Raw genomic sequence first — 24,840 nt, forward strand, 5'->3', positions numbered from 1 at the left:
GTTAGCGCAAAGCGCGTAACCCGACACCACTACCATCACGCATCGTGATGCTCATGGTGCTCCGCCGCCCCATGCTTCCAGTAACTGGCCACGTGCAGATGCTGCTTCGGCACCCCGGCGTCGATGAAATGCCCGCGCAAACCCTGCACCTGCGCATGCTCGCACGCCACCCACACGTAGCCATCTCCCTCTGACGGTAGCGCGATCTGGCGCAAGGCGTCGAGCAGCAGCGGTCCCTTGCGGCCATTGCGCGCCACCCAACGCACATCCAACTGCGCCGCGCACTCGAGCGCGATCTGCTCGCCGTCTTCGACGATCTCGATCACGGCGATAGCCAGCGCAGTGGCCGGCAGCTGCTCCAGGCGGCGGGCGATGGCCGGCAAGGCCGTCTGGTCGCCCACCAGCACATACCAGTCGAAGTCGAGCGGCACCAGCATGGAGCCGCGCGGGCCGCCCACGCCCAGGGTCTGGCCGGGCGCCGCTTGCGCCGCCCACAGCGATGCAGGCCCGTCGCCATGCAGCACGAAGTCGATTTCCAGCTCGCGCCGTGCGGCGTCGTAGCGGCGCGGCGTGTAGTTGCGGGCGATGGGGCGCGGCCCTTCCGCGTACTGGATCGGGTTGGCGCCGTTACCCAGCACGGGAAACACGGGCGTGGCCTGGCCCGGCGCGGGGAAGAACAGTTTCACGTGATCGTCATGCGCGGGCGAGACAAAGCCGTCCAGGTCATCGCCCGCCAGTGTGATGCGGCGCATGTGCGGCGTCAGCTGCTCGGTGCGCACGACGGTGAGCACGCGCAATTTCAAATCGTGGCGCACGCGCTCGATGGCGTGCGGGCGGGGTGCTGTTTGTGGTGCAGTGGTCATGTGCTTGTCCTTGTAAAGTGGGCTCAGTGGCCGTCGACGATGGCGTTCGCCGCCTGTTCCAGCACGGCGGAGACACGCTCGGCTTCCGCCTCGCTCCAGCTGGTCTTGTTCAGCAACAGCGCATGCTTGAGGGTGTGCATGGCCTGGCGCACGCGCTCGGGCAAGGCATTGCGCGCCTGGACGCGGGCAAACATGTCGAGGCGGGCCAGGATGCCGTCCACCTGGGCGCGGTTCTCGTCGAGATACGCACGGCCCAGGTCCGTGATCGTGTAAAGCTTCTTGCCGCTGGCGCTTTCGGAGGACGTCACATGGTCCTGCTCTTCCAGCAAGGTCAATGTCGGATACACGGCCCCGGGGCTGGGGGCGTAGGCGCCGCCGCAACGCTCTTCGATGGCCTTGATGATTTCATAGCCGTGGCGGGGGCTGATTTCGATCAGCGCCAGCACGATCAGCGGCAAGTCGCCGCGGCCGAAAACGCGCTCGGCACGTTCGCCGCGGCCGCCCCGCCCGCCAGGACCGCCGCCCATGCCGTCGCCGCGCTCGTCGAAGCCGCGCGGACCGCGGCCATGCATGAAGTAATCAGGGTTGTGTTCGTGGCGATGCTCGCCGTGATGGTGGTGGTGATGTTGGCCGCAATGGCCGTGTTCTGCGTGGTGTGAGTTTCTCATGTTTTCTCTTTAAAGATATATCGTTAGTAGGTATCGACATTTTATAACGATATATCGATAAGTCAAGGAGAAATTTGTTATGCTCGTCTTTTCCCAACCGACACGCCCATGCCATGCCTGAAAAAACCGTTGCTGAAAAAATGTATGTGAAAAATGCCAAGGCCCTGGCCGTGCTCAATGACTGCGGCGAGCATGCCGCCCTGCTGGCGCAGTTGCCTGCCGAGCGGCGAGCGAGTGAGGGAGAGCGCGCCGACTGGCTACTGCTGTTCGCGCGCAGCCGCACGGAACTGGAGCAGTTCCTGCCGGCGGCGCAAGCGCGCCTGGCGCCCGGCGGCACGGTCTGGGTGGCCTACCGCAAGGGTGGCATAAAAGCGGGCAGCGACATCCACCGCGACGCTATCCGCGACTTTGCGCAATCCGTGGGACTCGACAGCGTGGCGATGGTCGCCATCGACAGCGAGTGGTCGGCGCTGCGCCTGAAGCAGGTTTAATGTAGACGAAGGTCAAGCGATGCCGTGCAAGGCCAGCGCCCATTCGACGTGTTCGCGCACGATGGCCGACGGGTGCGCGCGGCGCGACAGCAGGGCCGCGACGATGTCGGGCTGACCACGGGCCTTGGTGACCGCGTTGCCCATGCCGACGGCCAGGTTGCGCAGCCAGCGTTCGTGGCCGATGCGGCGGATCGCGCTGCCTTCCATGCGGCGGTTGAATTCCTCTTCCGTCCAGGCGAACAGCTCCACCATGCCGGCGCTGCCCAGGCTGTGGCGCTCGTCGAAGTCGGGCACGACGGCGCGCTGGGCGAACTTGTTCCATGGGCAGACGGTCTGGCAATCGTCGCAGCCGTACACCTTGTTGCCGATCAAGGGGCGCATTTCGACAGGAATGGCGCCTTTCAGCTCGATCGTCAGGTAGGAGATGCAGCGCCGCGCGTCGAGCTGGTACGGCCCCAGGATGGCTTGCGTCGGGCACACCGTGATGCACGCCGAGCACTGGCCGCAGCGTGGGGTCTCCGGCGGGTCGACGGGCAGCGGCACGTCGATGAGGATCTCGCCGAGGAAAAAGAAGGAACCGCCCTGGCGGTTGATCAGCAAGGTGTGCTTGCCGCGCCAGCCCAAGCCGCCCTTTTGCGCCAACTCGACTTCCATCACGGGCGCCGAGTCGCTGAAGACGCGGTAGCCGAAGTCGCCGATCTCGCCCTTGATGCGCTCGGCCAGCTGCTGCAGGCGCGAGCGCATGACCTTGTGATAGTCGCGGCCCCGCGCATACACGGAAATCACGGCCGCCGACGGATCGGCATCGCGCGCCGCCTCGTGCGCGCGCCAGTCGGGCCCCAGCGCCGGCGGCAGGTAATTCATGCGAGCGCTGATGGCGCGCACCGTGCCCGGCACCAGTTCGGCCGGGCGCGCGCGCTTCATGCCGTGGCTGGCCATGTAATCCATTTCGCCGTGATACCCTGCATCGAGCCAGGCCTGCAAGGGCGCTTCCATGTGCGACAGGTCCACGTCGGCGATGCGCACCTCGGCAAAACCCAGCTCGCGCCCCCATTCCTTGATGGTGCGCGCCAGGACGGCGAGATCGGTGGTGGTGGCGGACATAGGGGACTTTACGGAAAACGGCAGGCGCGCGGGCGGTTACAATGACAGCAGCCTCCATTTTATGCGATACGGAAGATAATGACCGAACACTTCAAAGCCCACCTCCACGACGAAGCTGGCACCGCCGCGCTGGGCGCCGCGCTTGCGCGCGCGCTGGCGCCGGGCCTGGCGATCTACCTGCACGGCGACCTGGGCGCCGGCAAGACGGCCCTCACGCGCGCCCTGCTGCACGCGGCCGGCCATGCGGGCCACGTCAAAAGCCCCACCTACACCTTGTCCGAACCGTACACGGTGCAACTCGACGGCCAGAGCGTCAACGTCATCCACTTCGACCTGTACCGCATGGGCAGCGCCGAGGAATTTCTCGACGCGGGCTTTCGCGAAGACTTCGACGGCCGCAATATCTGCATCGTCGAATGGCCCGAGAAAGCCGAACCGGTGCTGCCGCCGGCCGACCTGAATGTTTATTTGAGCGTTGCGGGTACAGGACGTGATGTAGAATTGCAAGCGTCTTCTGAATTGGGTCTGTCATGCCTTCACCGTCTCAAATTCGCCCCGAACCTTTGATCTCCTCGCCCATCACCCGGCGCACGGTACTCAAGGCCGGCGGCACCCTGCTGTTGTCCGTGTTCGCGCCCATGTCGGCGATGGCGGCGCAAATCCTCGCCGTGCGCGTCTGGCCGGCCGAGGACTACACGCGCGTCACCCTGGAAAACGACAGCATCCTCAAGGCGACCCACTTCATCGTCAAGGACCCGGAACGGCTGGTGGTCGACATCGAAGGGCTGGAACTCAATCCCACCTTGAAGGGCCTGGTGGCAAAGATCCAGTCGAACGACCCTTACATCAAGCAGGTGCGCGTGGGCCAGAACCGGCCAAACGTCGTGCGCCTGGTCTTCGACCTGAAAGAGGAAGTCACGCCGCAGCTGTTTACCCTGCCGCCGGCCGGCTCCTACAATCACCGTCTGATCTTCGACCTGTATCCCGTGCGCGAGCCGGACCTGATCGCGCAAATGATCGAAAAAGGCGACTGGTCGAGCGACCCCGCCAAGCCGCCCATGGCCGGCACGCATACGCCGCCGCCCGCGCTGCCCCTGCCCGACAGCGGCAAGCCGCCCGTGGCCGCCGTGGCGCCGCCGGTAGCGCCCATCATGCCGCCCGTGCCCGATATCCGCCCGGAACAGCGTCCCGAAGCGCGGCCCCTGCCGGGCCAGAAAGTGGTGCGCATGATTACCATCGCGCTCGATCCCGGCCACGGCGGCGAAGACCCGGGTGCCATGGGCAGCCGGGGCAGCCGCGAAAAAGACGTGGTGCTGGCCATCGCCAAGCGCCTCAAGACCAAGCTGGAACTGCAACCGAACATGCGCGTCATGCTCACGCGCGACGCCGATTTCTTCGTCCCGCTGGGCATGCGCGTGGAAAAGGCGCGCAAGGTGCAGGCCGACCTGTTCGTCTCGATCCACGCCGACGCCTTCATCCAGCCGACGGCGCGCGGCTCGTCCGTCTTCGTGCTGTCCGAAAAGGGCGCCACCTCGACGGCCGCGCGCTGGCTGGCCAACAAGGAAAACCAGGCCGACCTGATCGGCGGCGTGAACGTGAAGAACCACGACAAGCAGCTGGCCAGTGTGCTGCTCGACCTGTCGACGACGGCGCAGATCAATGACAGCATGAAGCTGGGCAAGGCCGTGCTGCGCGAAATCGGTGGCATCAACCGCCTGCACAAGGGTTCCGTCGAGCAGGCCGGCTTCGCCGTGCTGAAAGCGCCCGACATCCCTTCCATCCTGATCGAAACGGCCTTCATCTCGAATCCGGAAGAAGAAGCCAAGCTGACCGACAACGGCTACCAGGACCAGATGGCCGACGCCATCGTCACGGGCATCAAGAATTACTTTGCGAAGAATCCGCCGCTGGCGAAAAGCCGTTTGACCTGACATGAAAGCCTAGCATGAGCAACAGCACCTTTGGCCAGCTGCCGGCCGTGACCATCCATGCCGCCGACGGCGCGCAGGCGACCGTCACCCTGTACGGCGGCCACCTGGTCTCGTGGCAAACCAGCGATGGCCAGGAGCGCCTGTTCTGCAGCCGCGATTCCGCCCTCGACGGCAGCCGCGCCATCCGGGGCGGCGTACCCGTGATCTTCCCCCAGTTCGGCGCGCGCGGCACGGGCATGCGCCACGGCTTTGCGCGCGTGTCGACGTGGCAGCTGGAATCGAGCGGCAACAACGATGGCGCCGCATGGGCGCAATTTGCCCTGACCGCGGCTGACTTGCCGGAAGCGATCGCCGCAAGCTGGCCCTACGCGTTCACGTTGCGCCTGCGCGTGGCCGTCAAGGCGCAGTCGCTGGAGCTGCACCTGTCCGTGCACAACACGGGCGAACAGGCATTTCCGTTCTCGGCCGCCCTGCACAGCTATTTTGCGATCGATCAGTTGAGCGAGGCGCGCGTCAAAGGCCTGCAGCGCGTGCGCTATTCGGACGAGACGCCGCAAGATGCCTTGCAGGCGGAAGAGGAGCTGCAATTTTCGGACAAGCTGGACCGCATCTACTACCAGCTGCCGGGCGCCCTGACCCTGCAGGCGGGCACCGCCACCCTGCGCCTGGAGCAGCAGGGCTTTACGGACGCCGTCGTATGGAACCCGGGCGCGCAAGACGCTGCCGCCCTGCCCGACCTGGCCGACGACGAATACCAGCATTTCATCTGCATCGAACCTGCCCTGATCCAGCCCGATACGCTGGCCGCCGGCGCCGCATGGAGCGGCCGCCAGCGCCTTGAATTCGTTTAATTCGATTCCTTGATGATGCGTCCATTACCGGGTTGCACCGGGCGCGCATTCAAGGGATACAAACGGCTGAACAGCGCCATCTGCGCCGGCGATGCCTGCACCGGCTGCTTCATCACCAGCCACAGCACGCCCTCGCTGCACGGCGGCGAGGTCAGCGATCCCATATACGTGTAGTAGTCGCGCCGCGCCGGCAGCATCTCGGCCGGATCGAGCAAAATGGTCGGCTGCATGGTCTCGAATTTTTCCAGCGGCAGGTTGTTCCACACGGTCTGGATGGTCGCTTGCGGCGCGCCCCGCTCCAGCAACAGGGCCAGCACGGCCAGCCGGCCTTCCGCGTCGCGGTGCACCAGGTGCACCACCATCTCGAACGCCTTGCCATTGATGCGCTCTTCGGACGGGCGGTGGAAATGGAATTGCTGCAGCTCGAACATGCGGTTCTGCACCGTGATGTAATTGCCGCCGCTCACGCCCACCTGCACCGTGTGGCCATTGTCGACCACGCTGAACGACGAGGGGTGGTAGTCAAAGCTGATCTGTTCGAGCTCGACCTTCATGCCGTCGCGGATGTCGATCGGCGACTGGCGGCTGCCATTGCCGCATTTGGCCCAGTCGACATTGATCTTGCTCCAGTTGGCGGGGCCACTTTCCCCATCGTACGACCAGTGCGTGCCACGCGGCACGGGCGGTGGTGGCGGCGGCGCAGCCTTCACCACGGCGGCGCGCTTGGCGCGGGCAGCGGCGCGGGCCGCCTGCGTGGCGCGCATTTCCGCCAGGCGCGCCGCGATGCGTTCGGACAGGTCGACTTCGGCCGCTTCTTCCTTCTCGCGCGCCGTGGGCGCGACGACGACAGGCGCCTTGGCCTCCTTGCCCTTGACCGATTCCGTCAGGGTTTTCATGGCGGCCGCGCGCGCCGACGCCGACATGGGCGCGGATGCGGCGGCGCTCGCCGAGGCGGGGGCATCTTTGGCGCTTGCCATGGCCGCCATCGCGGCAAGGCTGCAAGCTAACAGGGCGCTCAAATGTCGCATGGAAATCCAGAAAGTGAGAATACCCTCTGGTTTACGGCTGGAAAGCAACAAAACTTGAATCAGCGCGGGAGTAAAAAGAAACAACCTGGAGAAAAACGGGATCCGGGGCCGGCTGCGGACTGAGCCGCAGCGCGCTTGCCCTGGATTCATGCGGCCTTACGCCGACTTGCCGACCATGCGCTTGTAGAGTTTCCACATGCCGCCCAGTACTACCGGCACGACGGCGGCACCGACACCGATCAGCACGATCAAGGTCAGGTGGTCGCGGATCCATGGGATATTGCCGAAGAAGTAGCCCGCCGTCACCAGACCGACCACCCACAACAGGGCGCCCGTCACGTTGTACATCTGGAAGCGCGCATGCGTCATGTCGGAAATGCCGGCCACGAAGGGGGCGAAAGTGCGCACCACCGGCACGAAACGGGCCAGGATGATGGTCTTGCCGCCGTGCTTTTCAAAGAATTCATGCGTGCGGCGCATGGCATCCTTGTTGATCCAGCGGTAATCGTGGGTAAACACCCTTTGCCCGATGGCCTCGCCTATCCAGTAATTGAGCGTGTTGCCCGTGACGGCGGCCGTCACCAGCAAGGCGATCAGCAAGCCCAGGTGCATTTGCCCCGTCGCGCAAAACGCGCCGGCGATAAACAACAAGGTATCCCCAGGGAAGAAAAACAGTACCACGAGGCCTGTCTCGCAAAAAATAATGGCAAACAGCACTGCATACACGAGGGTACCGTACTGCTCGATCAAGAGGCCCAGCGTCTTGTCGACATGCACGATCATGTCGAGGAATTGCACAAAATCCATATATTTTTCCCTAAAGGTAGCGGCGGAATCATACACCACCCGGCCAGCGCAACGGCAGTCCCCGGCCCGATATTTCAGGATTAATTATGCGTCGCCCTTGCGCGTGTGGCAATTTAAGTAAAGGTTAAGGAAACGCCGTCTCGGCAGGCAACTGCCGGGATTACCACCCGCAATGTTTTTACAACGAAATATTGCCATTCCGGTATACACTTTCTGCACGGCGCAACCCGCGCCCACCAGGAGAAAACATGTATCGACACCCATTGAGCGGCCTGACCATGGCCACCGTACTGGGCCTCGCCCAACTGTCCGCCCATGCGGCGCCCGTCCAGATCAAGGCACCCGCCGAGCTGCCCGCCAAGGCGACCTTGGCCGACGTGATCAAGGCCTCGAAGCCATCCGACTGGCGTGCGCTGGACCCGGACAACACCTTGTACATGGACATTCCCGCCGGCCGCGTGGTGATCGAACTGGCGCCGGACTTCGCGCCGAAACATGTGGCCAATATCAAGGCCCTGGTGGCCGAACAGTACTACGATGGCCTGGCCATCACGCGCGCGCAGGATAACTGGGTAGCGCAGTGGGGCGATCCGAACGAGAAGAATCCCAAGCCGATCCAGCACGCCCGGCGCACCCTGCCCGGCGAATTCACAGTACCTTTGACAAACATCAAGAGCTTTACCCGTCTGCCGGACGTCGATGGCTACGCGCCGCAGGTCGGCCATTCGAACGGTTTCCCGTCCGCGCGCGATCCGAAAACCGGCACGGCCTGGCTCACGCATTGCTATGCGACCGTGGGCGTGGGCCGCGACAGCACCAGCGACAGCGGCGGCGGCACGGAGCTATACGCCGTCATCGGCCAGTCGCCGCGCCACCTGGACCGCGACATCACGGTCGTCGGCCGAGTCGTCTCCGGCATGCCGCTGTTGTCGACACTGCCGCGCGGCGCCGGCCCCATGGGCTTTTATGACAGCCCCGAGAAAAACGTGCCGATCAAGTCCATCCGCCTGGCCGCCAGCGTGCCTTTGGCACAGCGCAGCAACCTGGAAGTGATGCGCACCGACAGCGCCGCCTACCAGGCCGTACTGGAAGCCCAGCGCCACCGCGGCGGCCCGTGGAGCAAGGTCACGGCCGGCCACGTCGACCTGTGCAATGCGCCGATACCGGTGCGGGAGGCAGGGAAGTAAACGCCCCGAAGGGCAAATTCCGGGGTCGTACCCTGAGGGTACGACCCCAGTCTTCGTTTTGGGTTTAAGGCATCAGCACAGCAGTGCCTCCCCTTGCGAACCCGCTATAATCAGGGGATGAACGCTCCCATCACGCCCCACCGCCCGATCCAGGCCCTGCCTGACCAGTTGATTTCGCAAATCGCCGCCGGCGAGGTAGTCGAGCGGCCATCGGCCGTGGTCAAGGAACTGCTGGAAAACGCGCTCGACTCGGGCGCCACGCAGATCACGGTGCGGCTGGAAGAAGGGGGCGTGAAACGCATTGCGATTACCGACAACGGGCGCGGCATTGATAAAGATCAATTACCGCTGGCCTTGGCGCGCCACGCCACCTCGAAGATCGCATCGCTGCACGACCTGGAAAACGTGGGCACCCTGGGATTCCGGGGCGAGGCGCTGGCCTCGATCGCCTCGGTCGCCGCCGTCACCATGACCTCGCGCACGGCGGACGCGGCGCACGCCTGGGAAATCGTCGGCTCGCACAACGGCAGCGTGTCGCCGTCGTCGGGCGCGCACGGCACCACGGTCGACGTGCAGGACCTGTATTTCAACACGCCCGCGCGGCGCAAATTCCTCAAATCCGAACAGACAGAGTATGGCCATTGTGCCGAAGTCGTGCGCCGCATCGCGCTGGCGCGGCCCGACGTGTCGTTCTCGCTGTCGCACAATGGCCGCACCATCGACCAGTGGAATATCAGCGAACTGGCCAAGCGCAGCGCCCACATCCTGGGCAACGACTTCGCCGAGGCGCGCCTGGCGCTGGACGAGTCGGCCGGCAGCCTGCGCATTCACGGCTTTGCCGGCTTGCCGACGGCATCCAAGGCGCGTGCCGACGGCCAGTTCTTTTATGTCAACGGGCGCTTCGTGCGCGACAAGCTGCTGGTGCACGCCGTGCGCATGGCGTATCAAGACGTGCTGCACGGCGACCGCTTCCCGTCGTACGTACTGGCGCTCGACCTCGATCCGGCGCTGGTCGACGTCAACGTGCACCCGTCGAAGATCGAAGTGCGCTTCCGCGACAGCCGTTCAGTGCACCAGTTCGTCTTCCACGCGGTGCAGCGCGCGCTGGCGCAAACGTCGGCCACGGCCTTCGGCAGCGTGCCGGCACCGCTGCCGGCAGCCTCCAGCCTCGGCGGTGATACCGCAGGCGCGGGTTTGGGCGGCCCCGGCATCTGGCGCCGCGAACAGACGCAGACCTCGTTCGGCGCGCAATTCACGAATACCTTTGCACCGGCCTCGCCCGGCGCGGCCCGCCCCTTCTTTGCCGACGCGCCAGGCGTGGGACAAGACACGGCGGCCTACGGCGCCCTGTTCGGCGGCGGCGCAGGTGCCGCCAACTCGCCGGTCACGCAGGCGGAGCCCTACATCGCCTCGCCCGAAGCGATGGCGCGCGAAGAATATCCGCTGGGCTTTGCCCTGGCCCAGCTGCACGGCATCTACATCCTGGCGCAAAATACCAAGGGCCTGGTGCTGGTCGACATGCACGCGGCGCACGAGCGCATCCTGTACGAACAGCTGAAGAACGCGCTGCAGGCGCAGGTGTCGGGCCAGGACATGCAGGTGCAATCCTTGCTGATTCCCGTGACGTTTTATGCGGACGCCATCGAAGTGTCGACGGCGAATGAAAACCAGGACACCTTGAAAGCGCTGGGCTTCGACATCGCCGCCCTGTCACCCACCACCCTGGCCGTGCGCTCCGTGCCGACCCTGCTGAAGAACGCCGACGCGCAAACGCTGGCACGCGACGTGCTGCGCGACGTGCGCGAATACGGCGGCTCGCGCGTGCTGATCGAGCGCCAGAACGAATTGCTGGGCACCCTGGCCTGCCACACGGCCGTGCGCGCCAACCGGATTTTATCGGTGCAGGAAATGAACGCCCTGCTGCGCCAGATGGAGAGCACGGAACGCGCCGACCAGTGCAACCATGGACGCCCGACCTGGGTGCAGGTCGAGATCAACGCGCTGGACAAGCTGTTCCTGCGCGGCCAGTAAAAGAGCCTGAAAAACGTCCATGGCGGCGTTGCACTGCCTCGCCGTGCTAGCCGTACTGTCTTCGGCAATGCGCCTTGCCCTGAACGTTTTGCCAGTCTCTTTTGCACCACATCATACAAAACCAACATGCAAAACACCCCACACCTCCCCCTGGCCGTCGCCATCATGGGCCCCACGGCCAGCGGCAAGACGGCCAGTGCGCTGGCCATCGCGCAAGCCATCCCGTCCGAGATCATTTCCGTCGATTCCGCCCTCGTTTACCGGGGCATGGATATCGGCACGGCCAAGCCCTCGCAAGAGGAGCTGGCCCAGGTTCCGCATCATTTGATCGACATCATCGACCCGCTCGATGCCTATTCTGTGGCGCAGTTCCGCAACGATACCCTGCGCCTGGTGGCGGAGATCTCGGCGCGCGGCAAGCTGCCGCTGCTCGTCGGCGGCACCATGCTGTACTTCAAGGGCCTGGCCGATGGCCTCGACGACTTGCCCGGCGCCGACCCTGCCCTGCGCGCCCAACTGGAAGAGGATGCGGCCGCCATCGGCTGGCCCGCCATGCATGCGCGTCTGGCCGAGCAAGACCCGGTCACGGCGGCGCGCCTGGCGCCGCAGGACGCGCAGCGCATCGGCCGCGCGCTGGAAATCATCGCCCTGTCGGGCCAACCCATGTCGGCCCTGCTGGACCGGCGCGAAAAGACCGTACTGCCATTCCGGCTGCAATCGTTCGCGCTGGAGCCGTCCGACCGCGCCGTGCTGCATGCGCGCATCGCCTCGCGCTTCGACCTCATGCTGAAAAACGACGCCCTGCTCGATGAAGTGGAGCAGCTGCGCCGGCGCGGCGACCTGCACCCGGGCCTGCCATCGATGCGCTGCGTGGGCTACCGCCAGGCCTGGGAATACCTCGACGGCCGCATCGACCGCGCCACCCTGCGCGAGACGGGCATCATCGCCACGCGCCAGCTGGCCAAACGGCAGCTCACCTGGCTACGCTCGATGCCGGAGCGCATCGTCATCGATTGCCTGGGACGTGACCCGGCCGCGGCCATGCTGGCGCAGATCCAAGCGTTGCTGAAATAGTCACGACAACAATCCACCACGAAAAATCCACACATTTTTTTGCGCCGGCATTGACAAGGAAATGGGAAGACTGGATAATGCTCGGCTGTTGGGTGATATAGCTCAGTTGGTTAGAGCACAGCATTCATAATGCTGGGGTCGGTGGTTCAAGTCCACCTATCACCACCAAAGAACATCGATCAGGTTTCCCCTGATCACAACCAGCATCCGGTCTGACCGGTCTGTTTGGTGATATAGCTCAGTTGGTTAGAGCACAGCATTCATAATGCTGGGGTCGGTGGTTCAAGTCCACCTATCACCACCAAGAATTTGCAGCACTGATAAACCCGCCTCTGCCCCGTGCAGCGGCGGGTTTTTTCATTTCCGGCACCGCCGCACATGCGGCCTGCGCGCAACACCTGCCCCAGCCGCATGCAATCGGGGATTGTGGCGAGACGCCGCTCGCGCTTACAATGAGAATAATTCTCATTTATAATATTCATCATCCATGTCCACCATCCAGCCCAGCCTGCAACAGCAAGTGCAGTCGCTCTACAGCGAGCATCACGGCTGGCTGGTCGGCTGGCTGCGCAAAAAACTCAGCTGCCCGCATGGCGCGGCCGACGTGGCGCAAGACACCTTTGTGCGCATCATCGCCTCGCGCGACGCGCTGTTCGGCATGCGCGAACCGCGTGCCTACCTGTCCACCACGGCAAAGCGCTTGCTGCTCGACCGCGCGCGCCGGCAGGTACTCGAGCGCAGCTACCTGGCGGAACTGGCCCTGCTGGCCGACAGCCTGCCCGGCGCGCCCTCGCCGGACGAGATCCTGATGGCCGTGCAGGCGCTCGGACAGATTGCCACGGCGCTGGCCGGCTTGTCCGCCAAAGCGCGCGATGCCTTTTTGCTGCACTACCTGGAAGAACAACCGCAGGCCGCCGTCGCCGCGCAGCTGAACGTCTCCACGCGCATGGTGCAAAAATACCTGGTGCAAGCCTTGCTGGCCTGCCGCCACGCCTGCCCGGGCATGGCGGCATGAATCGCCCCCGCACGGATATCGCCGCCGAACAGGCCGCCCGCTGGATCGTGCGCCTGAGCGCCGACGACCCGGCCGAGCGCGAACAGGCACGCTCCGGCTTCGCCGCATGGAAGGCGGCCGACCCGCGGCACGCCAACGCAGCGGCCGGCATGGAAAACCTGCTGCGTCAATTGCACGCCGTGCGCGAGCCGGCCGGCGGCGACCATCGGCCCGCGCGCGCCGCCCTGGCCGCCATCGCCCCCGATCGTCCCCGACAGCGTCTGCGCCAATTGGCCGCCGCCAGCGCCGTTGCCGTACTCGCGCTGACCGGTGCGCTGGTCATCAGCGAGCGCCCCGCCTACCTGCTGGCCGACCTGCGCAGCCCAACGGGACAATGGCACACGCACACCCTGGCCGATGGCAGCCGCCTGACCCTGGGCAGCGACAGCGCCGTCAACGTGCATTTCAATGCGGGCGAACGGCATGTGGAACTGGTGCGCGGCGACATCCTCGTCGACGTGGCCAAGGATGCGCAGCGCCCCTTCATCGTCGACAGCGGCCAGGCGGCGATCCGCGCGCTGGGCACGCGTTTCAGCGTGCGCAGGGATGGCGCCGCCACCACCCTGAGCATGCTGGAGTCCAAAGTGTCGGCGCAGGTGCCGCGGCATCCGGCCATCGTGGTGCAGGTGGGCCAGCGCACGCGCATCACGGACGATGGCGTAGGCCCCATCACGGCCATCGATGCGGCCGGCGTGCAGGACGCCTGGCGCGCGCACCAGCTGGTGGTCGATGACCAGCCGCTGGCCGAGGTGCTTGACGAGCTGGCGCGCCACCGCCCCGGCCAGCTGCATTACGACCACGCGCAAATCGCCGGTATCCGCGTGGCGGCCGTGCTGCCGCTGGACGACACGGACAAGGCGCTGCAGCTGTTGATCGACAATTTCCCGCAACTGCGCATCCGCATGCTGACGCGCTACCTGGTGATGGTCGACGCGCCAAGCTCTGGCACCGCAAAAAAATAATTTGCCACGCTGGTTCGTGTTGGCGCATCTCGTGCGTCAAGGCAGCTGAGATCATTTAAAAAAGGCTGTCACCATGTACGCTCAAGTCGTTGCCGTTTCCTCCCCGAACACCCTGCGCACGCGTCTGCGCCCGCTGGCCCTGGCGGCCATGCTGCTCGCTGGCGCCGGCCTGCACGCCCAGGCTACCGCCCAGACCACCCCGGCTGTCGCCAGCTACGCCATCCCCGCCGGCCCGCTGGCCGGCGCCCTGAACCGCTATGCGCAGCAGGCGGGCGTCTCCATCGTCATCGATGCATCCCGGGTGCAGGGCTTGACCAGTGCAGGCCTGCAAGGCAGCTACGCCATCGATGACGGTTTCGCCGTGCTGCTGCGCGGCAGCGGCTACGCCATCGGCAAGACGTCCACCGGCTATGTGCTGGTGGCCGCGCCGGCGCCCACGCCCACGGCGGCGATCGGCACTGCTTCAGCGGCCGAACGCACCATGCCCTCGATTACCATCGTTGGCCAGGCCGAGCAAGGCGCCACCACCGAAGGCAGCGGCTCCTACACGGCGCGCAAGCTCACCATCGGCAAGGGCGAGCAAGCGATGAAGGACATCCCCCAATCCGTGAGCGTGCTGACGCGCCAGCGCCTGGACGACCAGGGCATCACGGATCTGCGCGAAGCCGTCAACAACGTCACCGGCGTGGTGGGCGTGCATGGCGTGGGACCGGGCGTGGTGATCACGGCGCGCGGCTTCCAGATCGATCAATGGCAGTACGATGGCGTGCCCATCGACCGCAACACCTATGCGCTGGGCAACTGGGGCCAGGAAAACATGGTCATCTACGACCGCCTGGAAGTGCTGCGCGGCGCCTCGGGCATGCTGGTCGGCACGGGCAGTCCCGGCGGCTCCGTCAGCCTGGTGCGCAAGCGCCCGACCGCCGCGCGCAGTGTCAGCATGACGGCGCGCGCCGGCTCGTGGGACCATTACGGCGCCCAGCTCGACGTCAGCATGCCCCTGAATGCGGACGGCAGCCTGCGCGGACGCGCCATCGTCGATGAAGACGATACCCATTCCTTCGTCGACCGGGTGTGGAGCCAGAACCGCACCCTGTACGCGGCACTCGACTACGACCTGGGACCGGCCACCACCCTGGGCCTGGCGATCAGCAACGTCAACGACCACGGCCGTCCCACCTTTATCGGACTGCCCCGCTACGCGGACGGCAGCGCGCTGAACCTGCCCCGCTCCACCTTCACGGGCGCCGACTGGAACCGCAGCGAAGCCAGACAAACCAACGTGTATCTCGATCTGGAACACCATTTCAACAGCCAGTGGAGCCTGAAGGCATCCGCCGTGAACATGAAGGAAAACACCGGCTCCGTGCACCAGCGCGTGGCCTTGCCCATTAATCCCGACGGCAGCGGTGCGAGCTATGCCGACTTTGGCATGGATTTCGACAACCGCAAGCGCGGCATCGATACCTACGTGCGCGGCAAATTCGACGGCCTGGGCATCGCGCAGGAAGTCCTCGTGGGCGCCAGCTACGTCACGATGGCGTCGGACGACGTCTACGCCCGCGTTTGGGAATCTGGTGCGGACGTCTTCAACATCAGGCACAACCGCCCATGGCAAGACCTCGACAGCATCGCCGCGCGCCCGAAGGGCGTGCGTCCCGTCAGCACCTATGAAATACGCCAGAAAGGCCTGTATGGCAGCTGGAACGGCCAGTTGACCAGCAAGCTGAAAGCCGTGCTGGGTGGACGCTTCAGCTGGTACGACTTCGTGTATGCGACGCCCAAAGGTCCTGAAGAACAGCTCAACGCCACCGCCAAGTTCACGCCATCGGTAGGCCTGATCTACGCGCTCGATCCGCAATGGTCGGCCTACGCCAGCTATGCCGACATCTTCACGCCACAAAGCATCCGCGATGCGCAAGACAAGGTCCTCAAACCCATCACGGGCAGCAACTACGAGGCGGGCATCAAGGGTGAGCTGATGGATGGCAAGGTCAACACCTCGCTGGCCGTGTTCCGCTATGACCACAAGAACCGTGCCGTCACCGACTATGCTGCGGGCATGGTGTGCGCCGACGGGTACTGCTCGCGCGCCTCGGGCAAGGTGCGCAGCCAGGGCCTGGAAGCGGAAGTGTCGGGCGAAGTGGCGCGCGGCTTGCAGCTGTCGGCCGGCTACGCCTATACGACGACGACCTATCTGAACGACCCGGACAGCCAGGGCAAGGTCTTTTCCACGTGGACGCCGAAACACATGCTGCGCGTGTGGTCCAGCTACACCCTGCCGGGCGCATGGGACAAGTTCAGCGTCGGCGCCGGCGTCAACACGCAAAGCCATACGCTCGATACCAATAGTACCTTCAAGGTTGCAGGCGTCTCGATCTGGAATGCACGCATGGCCTGGCAAGCCACGCCCCAAGTGGCCCTGTCGCTCAATGTCAACAACGTCTTCGACAAGAGCTACATCATCCCGGCCTACAATACCACCGGGTCGAATAACTACTATGGCGACCCGCGCAACGTGCAGTTCACCTTGAAATACACGCCGAAGTGGTAAAACGATTGAAAAGCTGAAGGCCGGCACGCTGGCCGCGCCGCGTGACTGATAGTGCAACCGGCATTCAGTTCGCGCCGCGGCCGGGATTTTCGGCTAAGATGATGGCGCGGCATTGCGCCGCACCGCATCGTGCATCGGCCTCTCAATCATCTACACCGTCAATGGAACAAAAAGACAAGTCCTGGGTCACTTCGGTGGACGTCGCCAAACGGGCCGGCGTCTCGCGCTCCGCCGTCTCGCGCACGTTCACGCCCGGCGCCAGCGTGGCGCCCGAAACGCGGGCCCGCGTGATGGAAGCGGCGCAGTCGCTGGGCTACCAGGTCAACATCCTGGCGCGCAGCATGAACCAGGGCCAGAGCAATCTGGTGGGCGTCGTCATCACGGGCTTCACGGACCCGTTCCGCGTGGCCCTGCTGGGCGAAGTCACGCGCAGCCTGAGCGAACATGCGCTGGTGCCGCTGCTGATGAATGCGGAAGATCCCGAGCGCCTCAGCGAACTGCTGCGCATCCTCCTCAGCTACAAGATTTCCGGCGTCATCATGACGTCCGGCTCGCCGCCGTCCGCCGTCGCCACGGAATACCTGCAGCGGCAAGTGCCGGTGGCCATGATCAACCGCGCGCGCGACCTGAAAGGCGTGGACGTGGTCAACAGCGACAACCGCCACGGCGGCGAACTGGCGGCCAGCACCCTGCTCGACAGCGGCGCCAAACGGCTGGCCTTCGTCAACACGCGCGCCAGCAGTTTCAGCGGTATCGCGCGCGGCAAGGCCTTCCTCGACCACCTGGCGCCGGCCGTGGCGAAGAAGCGCTGCACGGCCGGCGAATACCTGGCCGAGGCCATCGGCTACCAGGCGGGCCAGGAAGCGGCCGACGCCCTGCTCGCATCAAGCAAGCTGCCCGACGGCGTCTTTTGCGCCACCGACCTGATCGCCTGCGGCTTCATCGATGCGGCGCGCAGCAAGTACGGCATCGACGTGCCCGCGCAATTGCAGGTGATCGGCTTCGACGACATTCCCATGGCGGCGCTGGACGCCTACCAGCTGACCACCATCCGCCAGGATGCGGGCGAACTGGCGCGCCGCGCCGTCAAGAGCCTGGTCGAGCGCATGGAAAAATTCGCCATGCCGGGCCGCCTGAAGGAAGTCCCCGTCACGCTGGTGCGGCGCGGCACGACGCGCTAAGCGATCCAATACGGCAGATGGCGCAACGCCGTCTGCCCGCCCCCACCGCCCCGCAGCGCCCGCCGTTTCCCGTTTTCCACACTTTTTCGTCCCCCGCCCGTACTTGTTGACATCAAAAAAAATCCGGGTTACTGTTTGCACACGTGTACTGCACACGTGTGCAATTTCTTCAAAAAGCCTGTTCTGGCCACACCACTAAAAAAAGCGCCCCGTCCGCGGAGGCGTATCAAGGAGACCGTTATGTTGAACCACATTCTAAGAATCGCCCTGTTCGGCGCCGGGGCCATCGGCCTGGCGGCCTGCACCACGCCCGCCGGCATGCAGCACAATACGGCTGCCAGTGCCGCCGCCGATCCGAAGCTGGCGAAGATCGGCCAGATCGTCGTCGTGTACATGGAAAACCGCAGCTTCGACCACCTGTTCGGCACCTTCCCCGGCGCCGACGGCATCGCCAATGGCCGCTCGCCCGACACCACCACGCAGACCGGTCCCGACGGCAAGCCGTATGCGATGCTGCCCGCCGTGGTGCTCGACAAGGGCGGCCTGGACCAGCGCTTCAAGGGCGACATCGCCAACGCGCCCTTCCACATGGAGCCGAGCGTATCGCTGGGCGACAAGACGGCCAGTCCCGTGCATGCATTCTGGACGCACAAGCGCCAGATCAACGACGGCAAGAACGACCGCTTCGTCGTCGAGGGCAACACGGGCGCCCTGCCCATGGGCTATTTCGACGGCAGCAAGCTCAAACTGTGGGCCCTGGCGCAGCGCTACACCCTGGCCGACCGCTTCTTCCAGTCCGCCTACGGCGGCTCCTTCCTCAACCACATGTGGCTGACCTGCGCCTGCACGCCCGTGTTCCCGAACGCGCCCAAGTCCATCGTCGCCCAGGATGAGCGCGGCACGGGCCACAAGAAGGGCGAGGAAGCGGAAGTGACGCAGGACGGCTACGCCGTCAACACCATGCAGGGCCCGCTGCTGTTCGATCCGACCAAGAAGCAGACCTTCCTGCCGCCGCAAACCATGCCCACCATCGGCGACCGCCTGACGGACAAGGGCATATCCTGGGTCTATTATGCGGACGGCTACGACATCGCCGTCGCCTCGACCAAGTCGGGCAAGAAGGCCGACGATTTCTCATATCACCACCAGCCGTTCACCTACTTCAAGCGCTTCATCGACAGCCCGCAGCAGCGCGCCACGCACCTGAAGGACCGCTCCGACATGCTCGCCGACGTCCAGGCGGGCAAGCTTCCGCCCGTCTCGTTCTACAAACCGATGGGCAAGAAGAACATGCATCCGGGGATGGACAAATCGAGCGTGGCGGCCGGCGATGACGAGGGTGTGGCCATCATCAACGCCATCATGGAAGGCCCACAATGGAAGGACACCGTCATCATCGTCACCACCGATGAAAACGGCGGTTTCTGGGACCACGTGGCGCCACCGAAAGGCGACCGCTTCGGCCCGGCCACGCGCATCCCCGCCCTCGTCATCTCGCCGTTCAGCGAAGGCGGGCATATCGACCATACCGAGTATGAAACCGTGTCGATCCTGAAATTCATCGAGGAACGCCATGGCCTGGCGCCATTGAGCGAGCGTGATGCGCGCGCCAACAGCCTGGCCAAAGCCCTCAAGCTCTAAATTCCACTCTCCTGCCTGTCTACCCTGGGTGCGCCGTCCTGCGCGGCGCGCCCGGGCAACTCACATCCAAAGGAAACGCCATGCTGCACGCACGCCATCTTCCCCTGTCCATCCTGATGCTCTCCCTGGCCGCCTGTGGTGGCGGCGAGACAACGCCGCCGGTAACGCCCCCTGTCACGCCGCCGGTGACACCTCCTGTGACGCCGCCGCCCGCCACCTTCTACCAGACCAAGACGCCGTACACGCCGCAGCAGGAGGCGGCCACGTATGAAGCCGCGCCGGCCGGCTACGCGCCCGTGTTCACCGAACTGGTGGCGCGCCACGGTTCGCGCGGCCTGTCGAGCATGAAGTACGACGCCGCCTTCTACAACGTCTGGCAAAGGGCCGCCGCCGACGATGCGCTCACGCCGCTGGGGCAAAAGCTGGGCGCCGACATATTGAAACTGATGAAGGCCAACGCGCTGCTCGGCTACGGCGTGGACGGCATCACGGCGCCCGGCTACGGCAACCTGTCGCAAACGGGCATCAATGAGCACAAGCAGCTGGCCGTGCGCATGCTGGCGCGCCTGCCCGCCCTGTTCACGCAACTGGGCGCGAGTGCCGCCAGCGCGCCGCGCCAGATCGTCACCATCAGTTCCGGCGTGGACCGCGCCAAGGACAGTGCTGCGTATTTTGCGCAATCGCTGGCCGCCACGGCACCAAACGTCGCGCCGCTGATTACCCTGCCGCCCGCGCCCGCCGGCTACCCAGCCGGCAAGCCCGTGGCGCAGCCAGCTGGCACCAACCGCTTCCTGCTGTATGCGCACAAGCTGGTGCCGAAGACGGACCTGGTCACCGATGCCCTCGACGGCTACTACCAGACCTACCAGGACAGCCAGGCTTACCAGACCTACCTGAAAAGCCCCGACTTCCTGGCCAAGTACACGGCCATCGACACGGACGCCACGGCGCGCACCCTGGGACGCGAAGTGCTGGAGCGGCTGTTTACCAAGGCCTTTGTCGACAAGATCGACAACGGCACCTACAGCTTCGCCAATACGGGCACCTACAGTTTCACCAGCGACGACGGCAAATTCACCAACACCGTGACGGGCGACGGCGAGACCACCATCAAGGGCCTGGCCGATGCAGCTTCCGTGCTGTACAACCTGTACGCCATCATGGCTGGCATGACGAACGAGGTCAAAGCCGACTTCGTGCAGTACATGCCGTCGGACGCGGCCAAGTACCAGGCCTTCGTGCAGGATTACCAGGATTTCTACAACAAGGGTCCCGGCACCACCGAGAGCGCCGGAGTGACCTGGAACTACGTGCGCGCGCTGCGCGACGACTTCTTTACGGAAGTGGACGCCATCGCGCGCGGCGACCTGTCGCACGGCGCCAAGCTGCGCTTCACGCATGCGGAAGCCATCATCCCGCTGGCCACGGCCATGGGCCTGAAGACCGTCGTCGGCGCGCTGCCGGCGGCGCAGACCTACAGCTATGACAACAGCAGCTGGCGCGGCCTGTACGTGGCGCCGATGGCGGCCAACATGCAGTGGGACGTGTACCGCGACGCCAGCGGCAATGTGCTGGTAAAAATGCTGTACAACGAAAAGGAAACCGACTTCCAGGCCGCCTGCGATGGCGCGCGCTTTGCGGCCGGCAGCCATTTCTATGTGTATGCGAAGCTGAAGACCTGCTACGGCCACGTGGCGCAGTAATCACGGAGTGCAGGCGGGCAGCCGTGCCCGCCTGATTGACGTTTGATGCTAGGCTTGCGCCTAGATAATCACGTCACGGACTCCCATGCCTCCATCGCTTCCCCTGGCCAGCATCCCGCTGGCCCTGGCTCTCGCCATGTGCGCCGGTCCCACGCTGGCCGTCGAAGGCCATTACCAGACCAAGACGCCGTATGCGCCGCAGCAGGATCCGGCGACCTATGCCGCGCCGCCGGACGGCTTCCAGCCCATCTTCACGCAGCTGGTAGCGCGCCACGGCTCGCGCGGGCTCACCAGCATGAAGAACGACGCGACCCTGTATGCGATGTGGCAGCAGGCCGCTGCGCAGGATGCGCTCACGCCCCTGGGCCGCGAACTCGGCCCCGACATCCTGTCCCTGATGCGGGCCAATGCCTTGCTCGGTTATGGCGTGGCCGGCATCGAGCGGCCCGGCTACGGCAATCTGTCGCAGACGGGCATCGACGAGCATCGGCAACTGGCCGTGCGCATGCTGGCGCGCCTGCCCGCCCTGTTTGCGCAAGTGGGGCAAGACGCCGCGACGGCGCCGCGCCAAATCGTCACCATCCATTCCGGCGTGGACCGCGCGCGCGACAGTTCGCGCTTCTTCACGCAATCGCTGCTCGAGCACGCGCCCGCGCTGGCGCCCTTGGTATATCTGCCGCCCGCGCCGGCGCCGTATCCGCAAGGGCGCAAGCCTGCGGTACAGCCGATATTGCAGCCCGATGGCGTTAACCGCTTCCTGCTGTACGCGCACAAGCTGGCGCCGCAGACGGACCGCGTCACCGATCCGGCCAATCCGCATTACGCCACCTATGCCGCCAGCCAGGCCTACCAGTACTATGAAAGAACCAAGCAGCTGCATGCGCTGATGGACGCCCCGGCCAGGCTGCCTGCTGCGACCGCGCATGCGCGCCACGTGCTCGAACGGCTGTTTTCTCCCGCCTTCCTCGACCAGTTTGAAGGCGGCCGCGCCAGCTATGCGGACACGGGCAGCTACACCTTCACCAGCGACGACGGCAAGCTCACGCGCACCATGACGGGCAGCGGCAAGACCGTCATCCGCAGCCTGAATGCGGCCGCGACGAAACTGTATGAGTTGTATGCGATCGCCGCCGGCATGCGGCATGAAGTGCCGGCCGATTTCAGCCGCTACATGCCTGCCGAGGATGCGCGCTACTACGCGTATATCGCCGACCACGAGGATTTTTACCAGAAGGGACCCGCCACCACGGAAAGCAGCGGCGTGACCTGGCGCTTTGCGCTGGCCTTGCGCGACGATTTTTTCAATGAAGTCGATGCGCTGGCCAGGGGCGATGTGCGCCACGCGGCCAAGCTGCGCTTCACGCACGCCGAGATGATCATTCCGCTCGCGTCGGCCATGGGCTTGCAGCAGGCGCTGGCACCGTTGCCTGCATCGCTCAGCTACAGTTATGAAAACAATCCATGGCGCGGCCAGAGCGTCTCGCCGCTGGCGGCCAATATGCAGTGGGATGTGTACCGCAACGACACAGGGCAGCTCATCGTGCGCCTGCTGTACAACGAAAAGGAAACGGACTTCCAGGCCGCTTGCGACGGCGCCCGCATCGCGCCGGGCAGCGTCTTCTACGACTATGCGAAACTGAAAACCTGCTACGGACACGTGGCGGCGCGCTAAGGCACCGCCACTGGCCTGATTACTTCAAGGTCGGCATGGCAAACTCCGCGCCGGCCGCCGTCGAGGCCGGCCAGCGCTGGGTGACGGCCTTCTGCTTCGTATAGAAGCGCACCGATTCCGGGCCGTGCGCATGGTGGTCGCCGAACAGGCTGCGCTTCCAGCCGCCGAAGCTGTGGAAGGCCATCGGCACGGGGATCGGCACATTCACGCCCACCATCCCCACCTGCACGCGGTGCGTGTATTCGCGCGCCGTGTTGCCGTCGCGCGTGTAGATGGCCGTGCCGTTGCCATATTCATGCGCATTGACCAGGTCCAGCGCGGCCGTGAAATCGGGTACGCGCACGATGCACAGCACGGGACCGAAGATTTCTTCCTTATAAATAGTCATCTCCGGCGTGACGTGGTCGAACAGGCTGCCGCCAAGGAAAAAACCGTGCTCGTGGCCGGGCAGCACGAAACCGCGTCCGTCACTGACCAGTTTGGCGCCTTCCTTGACGCCCGTGGCGATGTAGCCGGCAATCTTGTCCTTGTGCACCTGCGTCACCACGGGGCCCATCTCGGCCGACAGATCCATGCCTTGCGTGATCTTTAACGCCGCGATGCGCGGTACCAGGGCTTCCACCAGCTGGTCCGCCACATTGCCCACCGCCACGACGACGGAAATGGCCATGCAGCGCTCGCCGGCCGAACCAAACGCGGCGCCCATCAGGGCGTCCACCGTCTGGGGAATATCCGCGTCCGGCATGACGACCATGTGGTTTTTCGCGCCCCCGAGCGCCTGCACGCGCTTGCCCTGCGCGCAGCCCGTCGCATAGATATACTCGGCGATCGGCGTGGAACCGACGAAACTGACGGCGCGCACGTCCGGGTGGTGCAGCAAGCCATCGACGGCCTCTTTATCTCCCTGCACCACGTTGAAGACGCCGTCGGGCAAGCCCGCGTCCGTCAACAGCTGCGCCAGCAGCAGGCTAGCCGACGGGTCGCGCTCCGACGGTTTGAGTACGAAGGTATTGCCGCAGGCAATCGCCATCGGGAACATCCACATCGGCACCATCACGGGAAAGTTGAACGGCGTGATGCCGACGCAGACGCCGAGCGCCTGGCGGATCGACCAGGCGTCGATGCCGCCGGCCACCTGTTCCGAATACTCTCCCTTCATCATTTGCGGGATGCCGCAGGCAAATTCCACCACTTCGATGCCGCGCGTGACTTCCCCTTTCGCATCCGTGAACACCTTGCCGTGCTCGGCCGTGATCAGGGCCGCCAGCTGGTCGGAATGTTCTTCCAGCAACTCCTTGAACTTGAACATGACGCGGGCGCGGCGCAGGGGCGAGGTCTGCGACCAGGCGGGAAACGCCGCGTGGGCGGCGGCCACGGCCGCGTTCAGCTCGGCGGAAGTGGCCAGGGAAACCTTCGCCGTCACCGCGCCCGTGGCGGGATTGAAGACGTCGCTCGTGCGCTCCGAGCGCGAAGCCATGGGGTTGCCACCAATAAAGTGGCCGATCATCGGTGTCGTCATTGTCTTGTCCTTGGTTATTTCGTCATCAGCCAGTCATGGGCCGGATCATTTTTAAAGTGCCACACGCGTTTCGGGCCGGCCATCACGTTCAGGTAATAGCCGTCGTAGCCATACGGCACGGTGACGGGGTGGTAGCCCCTGGGCACCATCACCACGTCGTGGTTTTCCACGGCCATGGCTTCGTCGATGGAGCGGTCATCCGTATACACGCGCTGGTAGGCAAAGCCCTGTTCGGGATTGAGGCGGTGGTAATACGTTTCTTCCAGAGAACTTTCGGTTGGAATATTGTCGCTGTCGTGTTTATGCGGCGGATAGCTCGACGAATGTCCGGACGGCGTGACGACTTCCACCACCAGCAAGCCGTCTGCTTCCTCCGTCTGCGGCAGGATGTCGCACACATAACGCGTGTTGGCGCCCTTGCCGCGCACGGAGCGCGTCATCGTCGATGGCTCGATCAGGCGCGCCGGACGGTGGGTGGCGGCTGGCGCGCTGCACAGGGCCACCTCGGCAGCGCTCACG

At 64.9% G+C, this 24,840-nt stretch carries 21 protein-coding genes and 2 tRNA genes; 16 read left to right on the forward strand and 7 right to left on the reverse strand.

Translation table 11 applies throughout. The features are described from left to right. Positions 1 to 35 precede the first annotated feature (35 nt). Positions 36 to 863 (reverse strand): siderophore-interacting protein, encoded by an 828-nt coding sequence (locus IGS61_RS13020; RefSeq protein ID WP_230539956.1) that lies wholly within the window; start codon positions 861 to 863, stop codon positions 36 to 38. Positions 864 to 886: 23 nt separating this feature from the next. Beyond that, positions 887 to 1,531, reverse strand: a complete 645-nt coding sequence (locus IGS61_RS13025) for a PadR family transcriptional regulator (RefSeq protein ID WP_230539957.1) — start codon at positions 1,529 to 1,531, stop codon at positions 887 to 889. A 113-nt stretch (positions 1,532 to 1,644) separates the two neighbouring features. Here IGS61_RS13025 and IGS61_RS13030 point away from each other — a divergent pair, with 113 nt between their 5' ends. Beyond that, the gene (locus IGS61_RS13030) at positions 1,645 to 2,022 is read left to right on the forward strand and encodes a DUF3052 family protein (protein ID WP_230539958.1); all 378 of its coding nucleotides are present in this window, start codon (positions 1,645 to 1,647) and stop codon (positions 2,020 to 2,022) included. A 12-nt stretch (positions 2,023 to 2,034) separates the two neighbouring features. Here IGS61_RS13030 and queG read toward each other — a convergent pair whose 3' ends face one another. Beyond that, positions 2,035 to 3,126 (reverse strand): tRNA epoxyqueuosine(34) reductase QueG, encoded by a 1,092-nt coding sequence (gene queG, locus IGS61_RS13035; RefSeq protein WP_230539959.1) that lies wholly within the window; start codon positions 3,124 to 3,126, stop codon positions 2,035 to 2,037. Between the two features lie 78 nt (positions 3,127 to 3,204). Between queG and tsaE the strand changes: the two genes are divergently transcribed. Genes tsaE through IGS61_RS13050 form a run of 3 tightly spaced genes read left to right on the forward strand, consistent with a single transcriptional unit; the run spans position 3,205 to position 5,908 of the window. Then, positions 3,205 to 3,693, forward strand: coding sequence for a tRNA (adenosine(37)-N6)-threonylcarbamoyltransferase complex ATPase subunit type 1 TsaE (tsaE, locus tag IGS61_RS13040; RefSeq protein WP_230539960.1), 489 nt, complete (start codon positions 3,205 to 3,207; stop codon positions 3,691 to 3,693). Beyond that, positions 3,657 to 5,057: an N-acetylmuramoyl-L-alanine amidase gene (locus IGS61_RS13045; protein WP_230539961.1), complete on the forward strand. Its 1,401-nt coding sequence runs from the start codon at positions 3,657 to 3,659 to the stop codon at positions 5,055 to 5,057. Before tsaE ends, IGS61_RS13045 begins: the two co-directional genes overlap by 37 nt. 14 nt (positions 5,058 to 5,071) lie before the next feature. Further along, positions 5,072 to 5,908, forward strand: a complete 837-nt coding sequence (locus tag IGS61_RS13050) for a D-hexose-6-phosphate mutarotase (RefSeq protein WP_230539962.1) — start codon at positions 5,072 to 5,074, stop codon at positions 5,906 to 5,908. On the opposite strand, the gene IGS61_RS13055 is transcribed toward IGS61_RS13050, so the two are convergent. After that, positions 5,905 to 6,885 (reverse strand): carbonic anhydrase, encoded by a 981-nt coding sequence (locus IGS61_RS13055; protein ID WP_442908062.1) that lies wholly within the window; start codon positions 6,883 to 6,885, stop codon positions 5,905 to 5,907. The two genes, IGS61_RS13050 and IGS61_RS13055, sit on opposite strands and share 4 nt — an antisense overlap. A 207-nt stretch (positions 6,886 to 7,092) precedes the next feature. After that, positions 7,093 to 7,743 carry a VTT domain-containing protein gene (locus tag IGS61_RS13060; RefSeq protein ID WP_071075583.1) on the reverse strand — a complete coding sequence of 217 codons (651 nt, stop codon included), beginning with the start codon at positions 7,741 to 7,743 and terminating at the stop codon, positions 7,093 to 7,095. Between the two features lie 248 nt (positions 7,744 to 7,991). Between IGS61_RS13060 and IGS61_RS13065 the strand changes: the two genes are divergently transcribed. The 12 genes from IGS61_RS13065 to IGS61_RS13120 all read left to right on the forward strand — a co-directional run bounded on the left by IGS61_RS13065 (position 7,992) and on the right by IGS61_RS13120 (position 22,802). After that, the gene (locus IGS61_RS13065) at positions 7,992 to 8,930 is read left to right on the forward strand and encodes a peptidylprolyl isomerase (protein WP_230539964.1); all 939 of its coding nucleotides are present in this window, start codon (positions 7,992 to 7,994) and stop codon (positions 8,928 to 8,930) included. Between the two features lie 117 nt (positions 8,931 to 9,047). Further along, positions 9,048 to 10,961 (forward strand): DNA mismatch repair endonuclease MutL, encoded by a 1,914-nt coding sequence (gene mutL / locus IGS61_RS13070; RefSeq protein WP_230539965.1) that lies wholly within the window; start codon positions 9,048 to 9,050, stop codon positions 10,959 to 10,961. 126 nt (positions 10,962 to 11,087) lie between these two features. Beyond that, positions 11,088 to 12,035, forward strand: a complete 948-nt coding sequence (gene miaA / locus IGS61_RS13075) for a tRNA (adenosine(37)-N6)-dimethylallyltransferase MiaA (protein WP_230539966.1) — start codon at positions 11,088 to 11,090, stop codon at positions 12,033 to 12,035. A gap of 91 nt (positions 12,036 to 12,126) precedes the next feature. After that, positions 12,127 to 12,203 (forward strand) — tRNA-Met (locus IGS61_RS13080). A 59-nt stretch (positions 12,204 to 12,262) separates the two neighbouring features. After that, positions 12,263 to 12,339, forward strand: a tRNA-Met gene (locus tag IGS61_RS13085). Between the two features lie 183 nt (positions 12,340 to 12,522). Continuing rightward, the gene (locus IGS61_RS13090; RefSeq protein WP_230539967.1) at positions 12,523 to 13,050 is read left to right on the forward strand and encodes a sigma-70 family RNA polymerase sigma factor; all 528 of its coding nucleotides are present in this window, start codon (positions 12,523 to 12,525) and stop codon (positions 13,048 to 13,050) included. Continuing rightward, entirely contained in the window at positions 13,047 to 14,051 is a 1,005-nt protein-coding gene (locus tag IGS61_RS13095) for a FecR family protein (RefSeq protein WP_230539968.1), read from the forward strand. Before IGS61_RS13090 ends, IGS61_RS13095 begins: the two co-directional genes overlap by 4 nt. 73 nt (positions 14,052 to 14,124) lie before the next feature. Next, positions 14,125 to 16,605 (forward strand): TonB-dependent siderophore receptor, encoded by a 2,481-nt coding sequence (locus IGS61_RS13100; RefSeq protein WP_230539969.1) that lies wholly within the window; start codon positions 14,125 to 14,127, stop codon positions 16,603 to 16,605. Between the two features lie 161 nt (positions 16,606 to 16,766). Beyond that, the gene (locus IGS61_RS13105; protein WP_230539970.1) at positions 16,767 to 17,786 is read left to right on the forward strand and encodes a LacI family DNA-binding transcriptional regulator; all 1,020 of its coding nucleotides are present in this window, start codon (positions 16,767 to 16,769) and stop codon (positions 17,784 to 17,786) included. 240 nt (positions 17,787 to 18,026) lie between these two features. After that, complete coding sequence (locus IGS61_RS13110) at positions 18,027 to 19,427, forward strand: alkaline phosphatase family protein (protein WP_230539971.1); 1,401 nt, start codon at positions 18,027 to 18,029, stop codon at positions 19,425 to 19,427. A gap of 80 nt (positions 19,428 to 19,507) precedes the next feature. Next, positions 19,508 to 21,130 carry a histidine-type phosphatase gene (locus tag IGS61_RS13115; protein ID WP_230539972.1) on the forward strand — a complete coding sequence of 541 codons (1,623 nt, stop codon included), beginning with the start codon at positions 19,508 to 19,510 and terminating at the stop codon, positions 21,128 to 21,130. An 85-nt stretch (positions 21,131 to 21,215) separates the two neighbouring features. Next, positions 21,216 to 22,802 carry a histidine phosphatase family protein gene (locus tag IGS61_RS13120; protein ID WP_230539973.1) on the forward strand — a complete coding sequence of 529 codons (1,587 nt, stop codon included), beginning with the start codon at positions 21,216 to 21,218 and terminating at the stop codon, positions 22,800 to 22,802. A 19-nt stretch (positions 22,803 to 22,821) separates the two neighbouring features. Here IGS61_RS13120 and IGS61_RS13125 read toward each other — a convergent pair whose 3' ends face one another. Beyond that, on the reverse strand, positions 22,822 to 24,321 hold the full coding sequence (locus IGS61_RS13125; protein WP_329958053.1) for a CoA-acylating methylmalonate-semialdehyde dehydrogenase: 1,500 nt from the start codon (positions 24,319 to 24,321) through the stop codon (positions 22,822 to 22,824). Between the two features lie 14 nt (positions 24,322 to 24,335). Continuing rightward, positions 24,336 to 24,840, reverse strand: a 505-nt coding sequence (iolB, locus tag IGS61_RS13130) for a 5-deoxy-glucuronate isomerase (protein ID WP_230539974.1), incomplete at its 5' end; no start/stop codon positions are given.

Source organism: Janthinobacterium sp. FW305-129 (assembly GCF_020858115.1).
In the GTDB taxonomy this organism is placed as follows: Bacteria; Pseudomonadota; Gammaproteobacteria; order Burkholderiales; family Burkholderiaceae_D; genus Janthinobacterium.

Excerpts from the sequence above, each read along its gene's own strand:
- miaA (WP_230539966.1), top strand. The coding sequence starts at position 11,088 with ATGCAAAACACCCCACACCTCCCCCTGGCCGTCGCCATCATGGGCCCC.
- IGS61_RS13105 (WP_230539970.1), top strand. The coding sequence starts at position 16,767 with ATGGAACAAAAAGACAAGTCCTGGGTCACTTCGGTGGACGTCGCCAAA.
- IGS61_RS13065 (WP_230539964.1), top strand. The coding sequence starts at position 7,992 with ATGTATCGACACCCATTGAGCGGCCTGACCATGGCCACCGTACTGGGC.
- IGS61_RS13120 (WP_230539973.1), top strand. The coding sequence starts at position 21,216 with ATGCCTCCATCGCTTCCCCTGGCCAGCATCCCGCTGGCCCTGGCTCTC.
- IGS61_RS13090 (WP_230539967.1), top strand. The coding sequence starts at position 12,523 with ATGTCCACCATCCAGCCCAGCCTGCAACAGCAAGTGCAGTCGCTCTAC.
- tsaE (WP_230539960.1), top strand. The coding sequence starts at position 3,205 with ATGACCGAACACTTCAAAGCCCACCTCCACGACGAAGCTGGCACCGCC.
- IGS61_RS13030 (WP_230539958.1), top strand. The coding sequence starts at position 1,645 with ATGCCTGAAAAAACCGTTGCTGAAAAAATGTATGTGAAAAATGCCAAG.
- IGS61_RS13100 (WP_230539969.1), top strand. The coding sequence starts at position 14,125 with ATGTACGCTCAAGTCGTTGCCGTTTCCTCCCCGAACACCCTGCGCACG.
- IGS61_RS13050 (WP_230539962.1), top strand. The coding sequence starts at position 5,072 with ATGAGCAACAGCACCTTTGGCCAGCTGCCGGCCGTGACCATCCATGCC.
- IGS61_RS13055 (WP_442908062.1), bottom strand. The coding sequence starts at position 6,885 with ATGGCAAGCGCCAAAGATGCCCCCGCCTCGGCGAGCGCCGCCGCATCC.
- IGS61_RS13060 (WP_071075583.1), bottom strand. The coding sequence starts at position 7,743 with ATGGATTTTGTGCAATTCCTCGACATGATCGTGCATGTCGACAAGACG.
- IGS61_RS13045 (WP_230539961.1), top strand. The coding sequence starts at position 3,657 with ATGCCTTCACCGTCTCAAATTCGCCCCGAACCTTTGATCTCCTCGCCC.
- IGS61_RS13095 (WP_230539968.1), top strand. The coding sequence starts at position 13,047 with ATGAATCGCCCCCGCACGGATATCGCCGCCGAACAGGCCGCCCGCTGG.
- IGS61_RS13110 (WP_230539971.1), top strand. The coding sequence starts at position 18,027 with ATGTTGAACCACATTCTAAGAATCGCCCTGTTCGGCGCCGGGGCCATC.
- IGS61_RS13020 (WP_230539956.1), bottom strand. The coding sequence starts at position 863 with ATGACCACTGCACCACAAACAGCACCCCGCCCGCACGCCATCGAGCGC.
- IGS61_RS13125 (WP_329958053.1), bottom strand. The coding sequence starts at position 24,321 with ATGACGACACCGATGATCGGCCACTTTATTGGTGGCAACCCCATGGCT.
- IGS61_RS13025 (WP_230539957.1), bottom strand. The coding sequence starts at position 1,531 with ATGAGAAACTCACACCACGCAGAACACGGCCATTGCGGCCAACATCAC.
- IGS61_RS13115 (WP_230539972.1), top strand. The coding sequence starts at position 19,508 with ATGCTGCACGCACGCCATCTTCCCCTGTCCATCCTGATGCTCTCCCTG.
- queG (WP_230539959.1), bottom strand. The coding sequence starts at position 3,126 with ATGTCCGCCACCACCACCGATCTCGCCGTCCTGGCGCGCACCATCAAG.
- mutL (WP_230539965.1), top strand. The coding sequence starts at position 9,048 with ATGAACGCTCCCATCACGCCCCACCGCCCGATCCAGGCCCTGCCTGAC.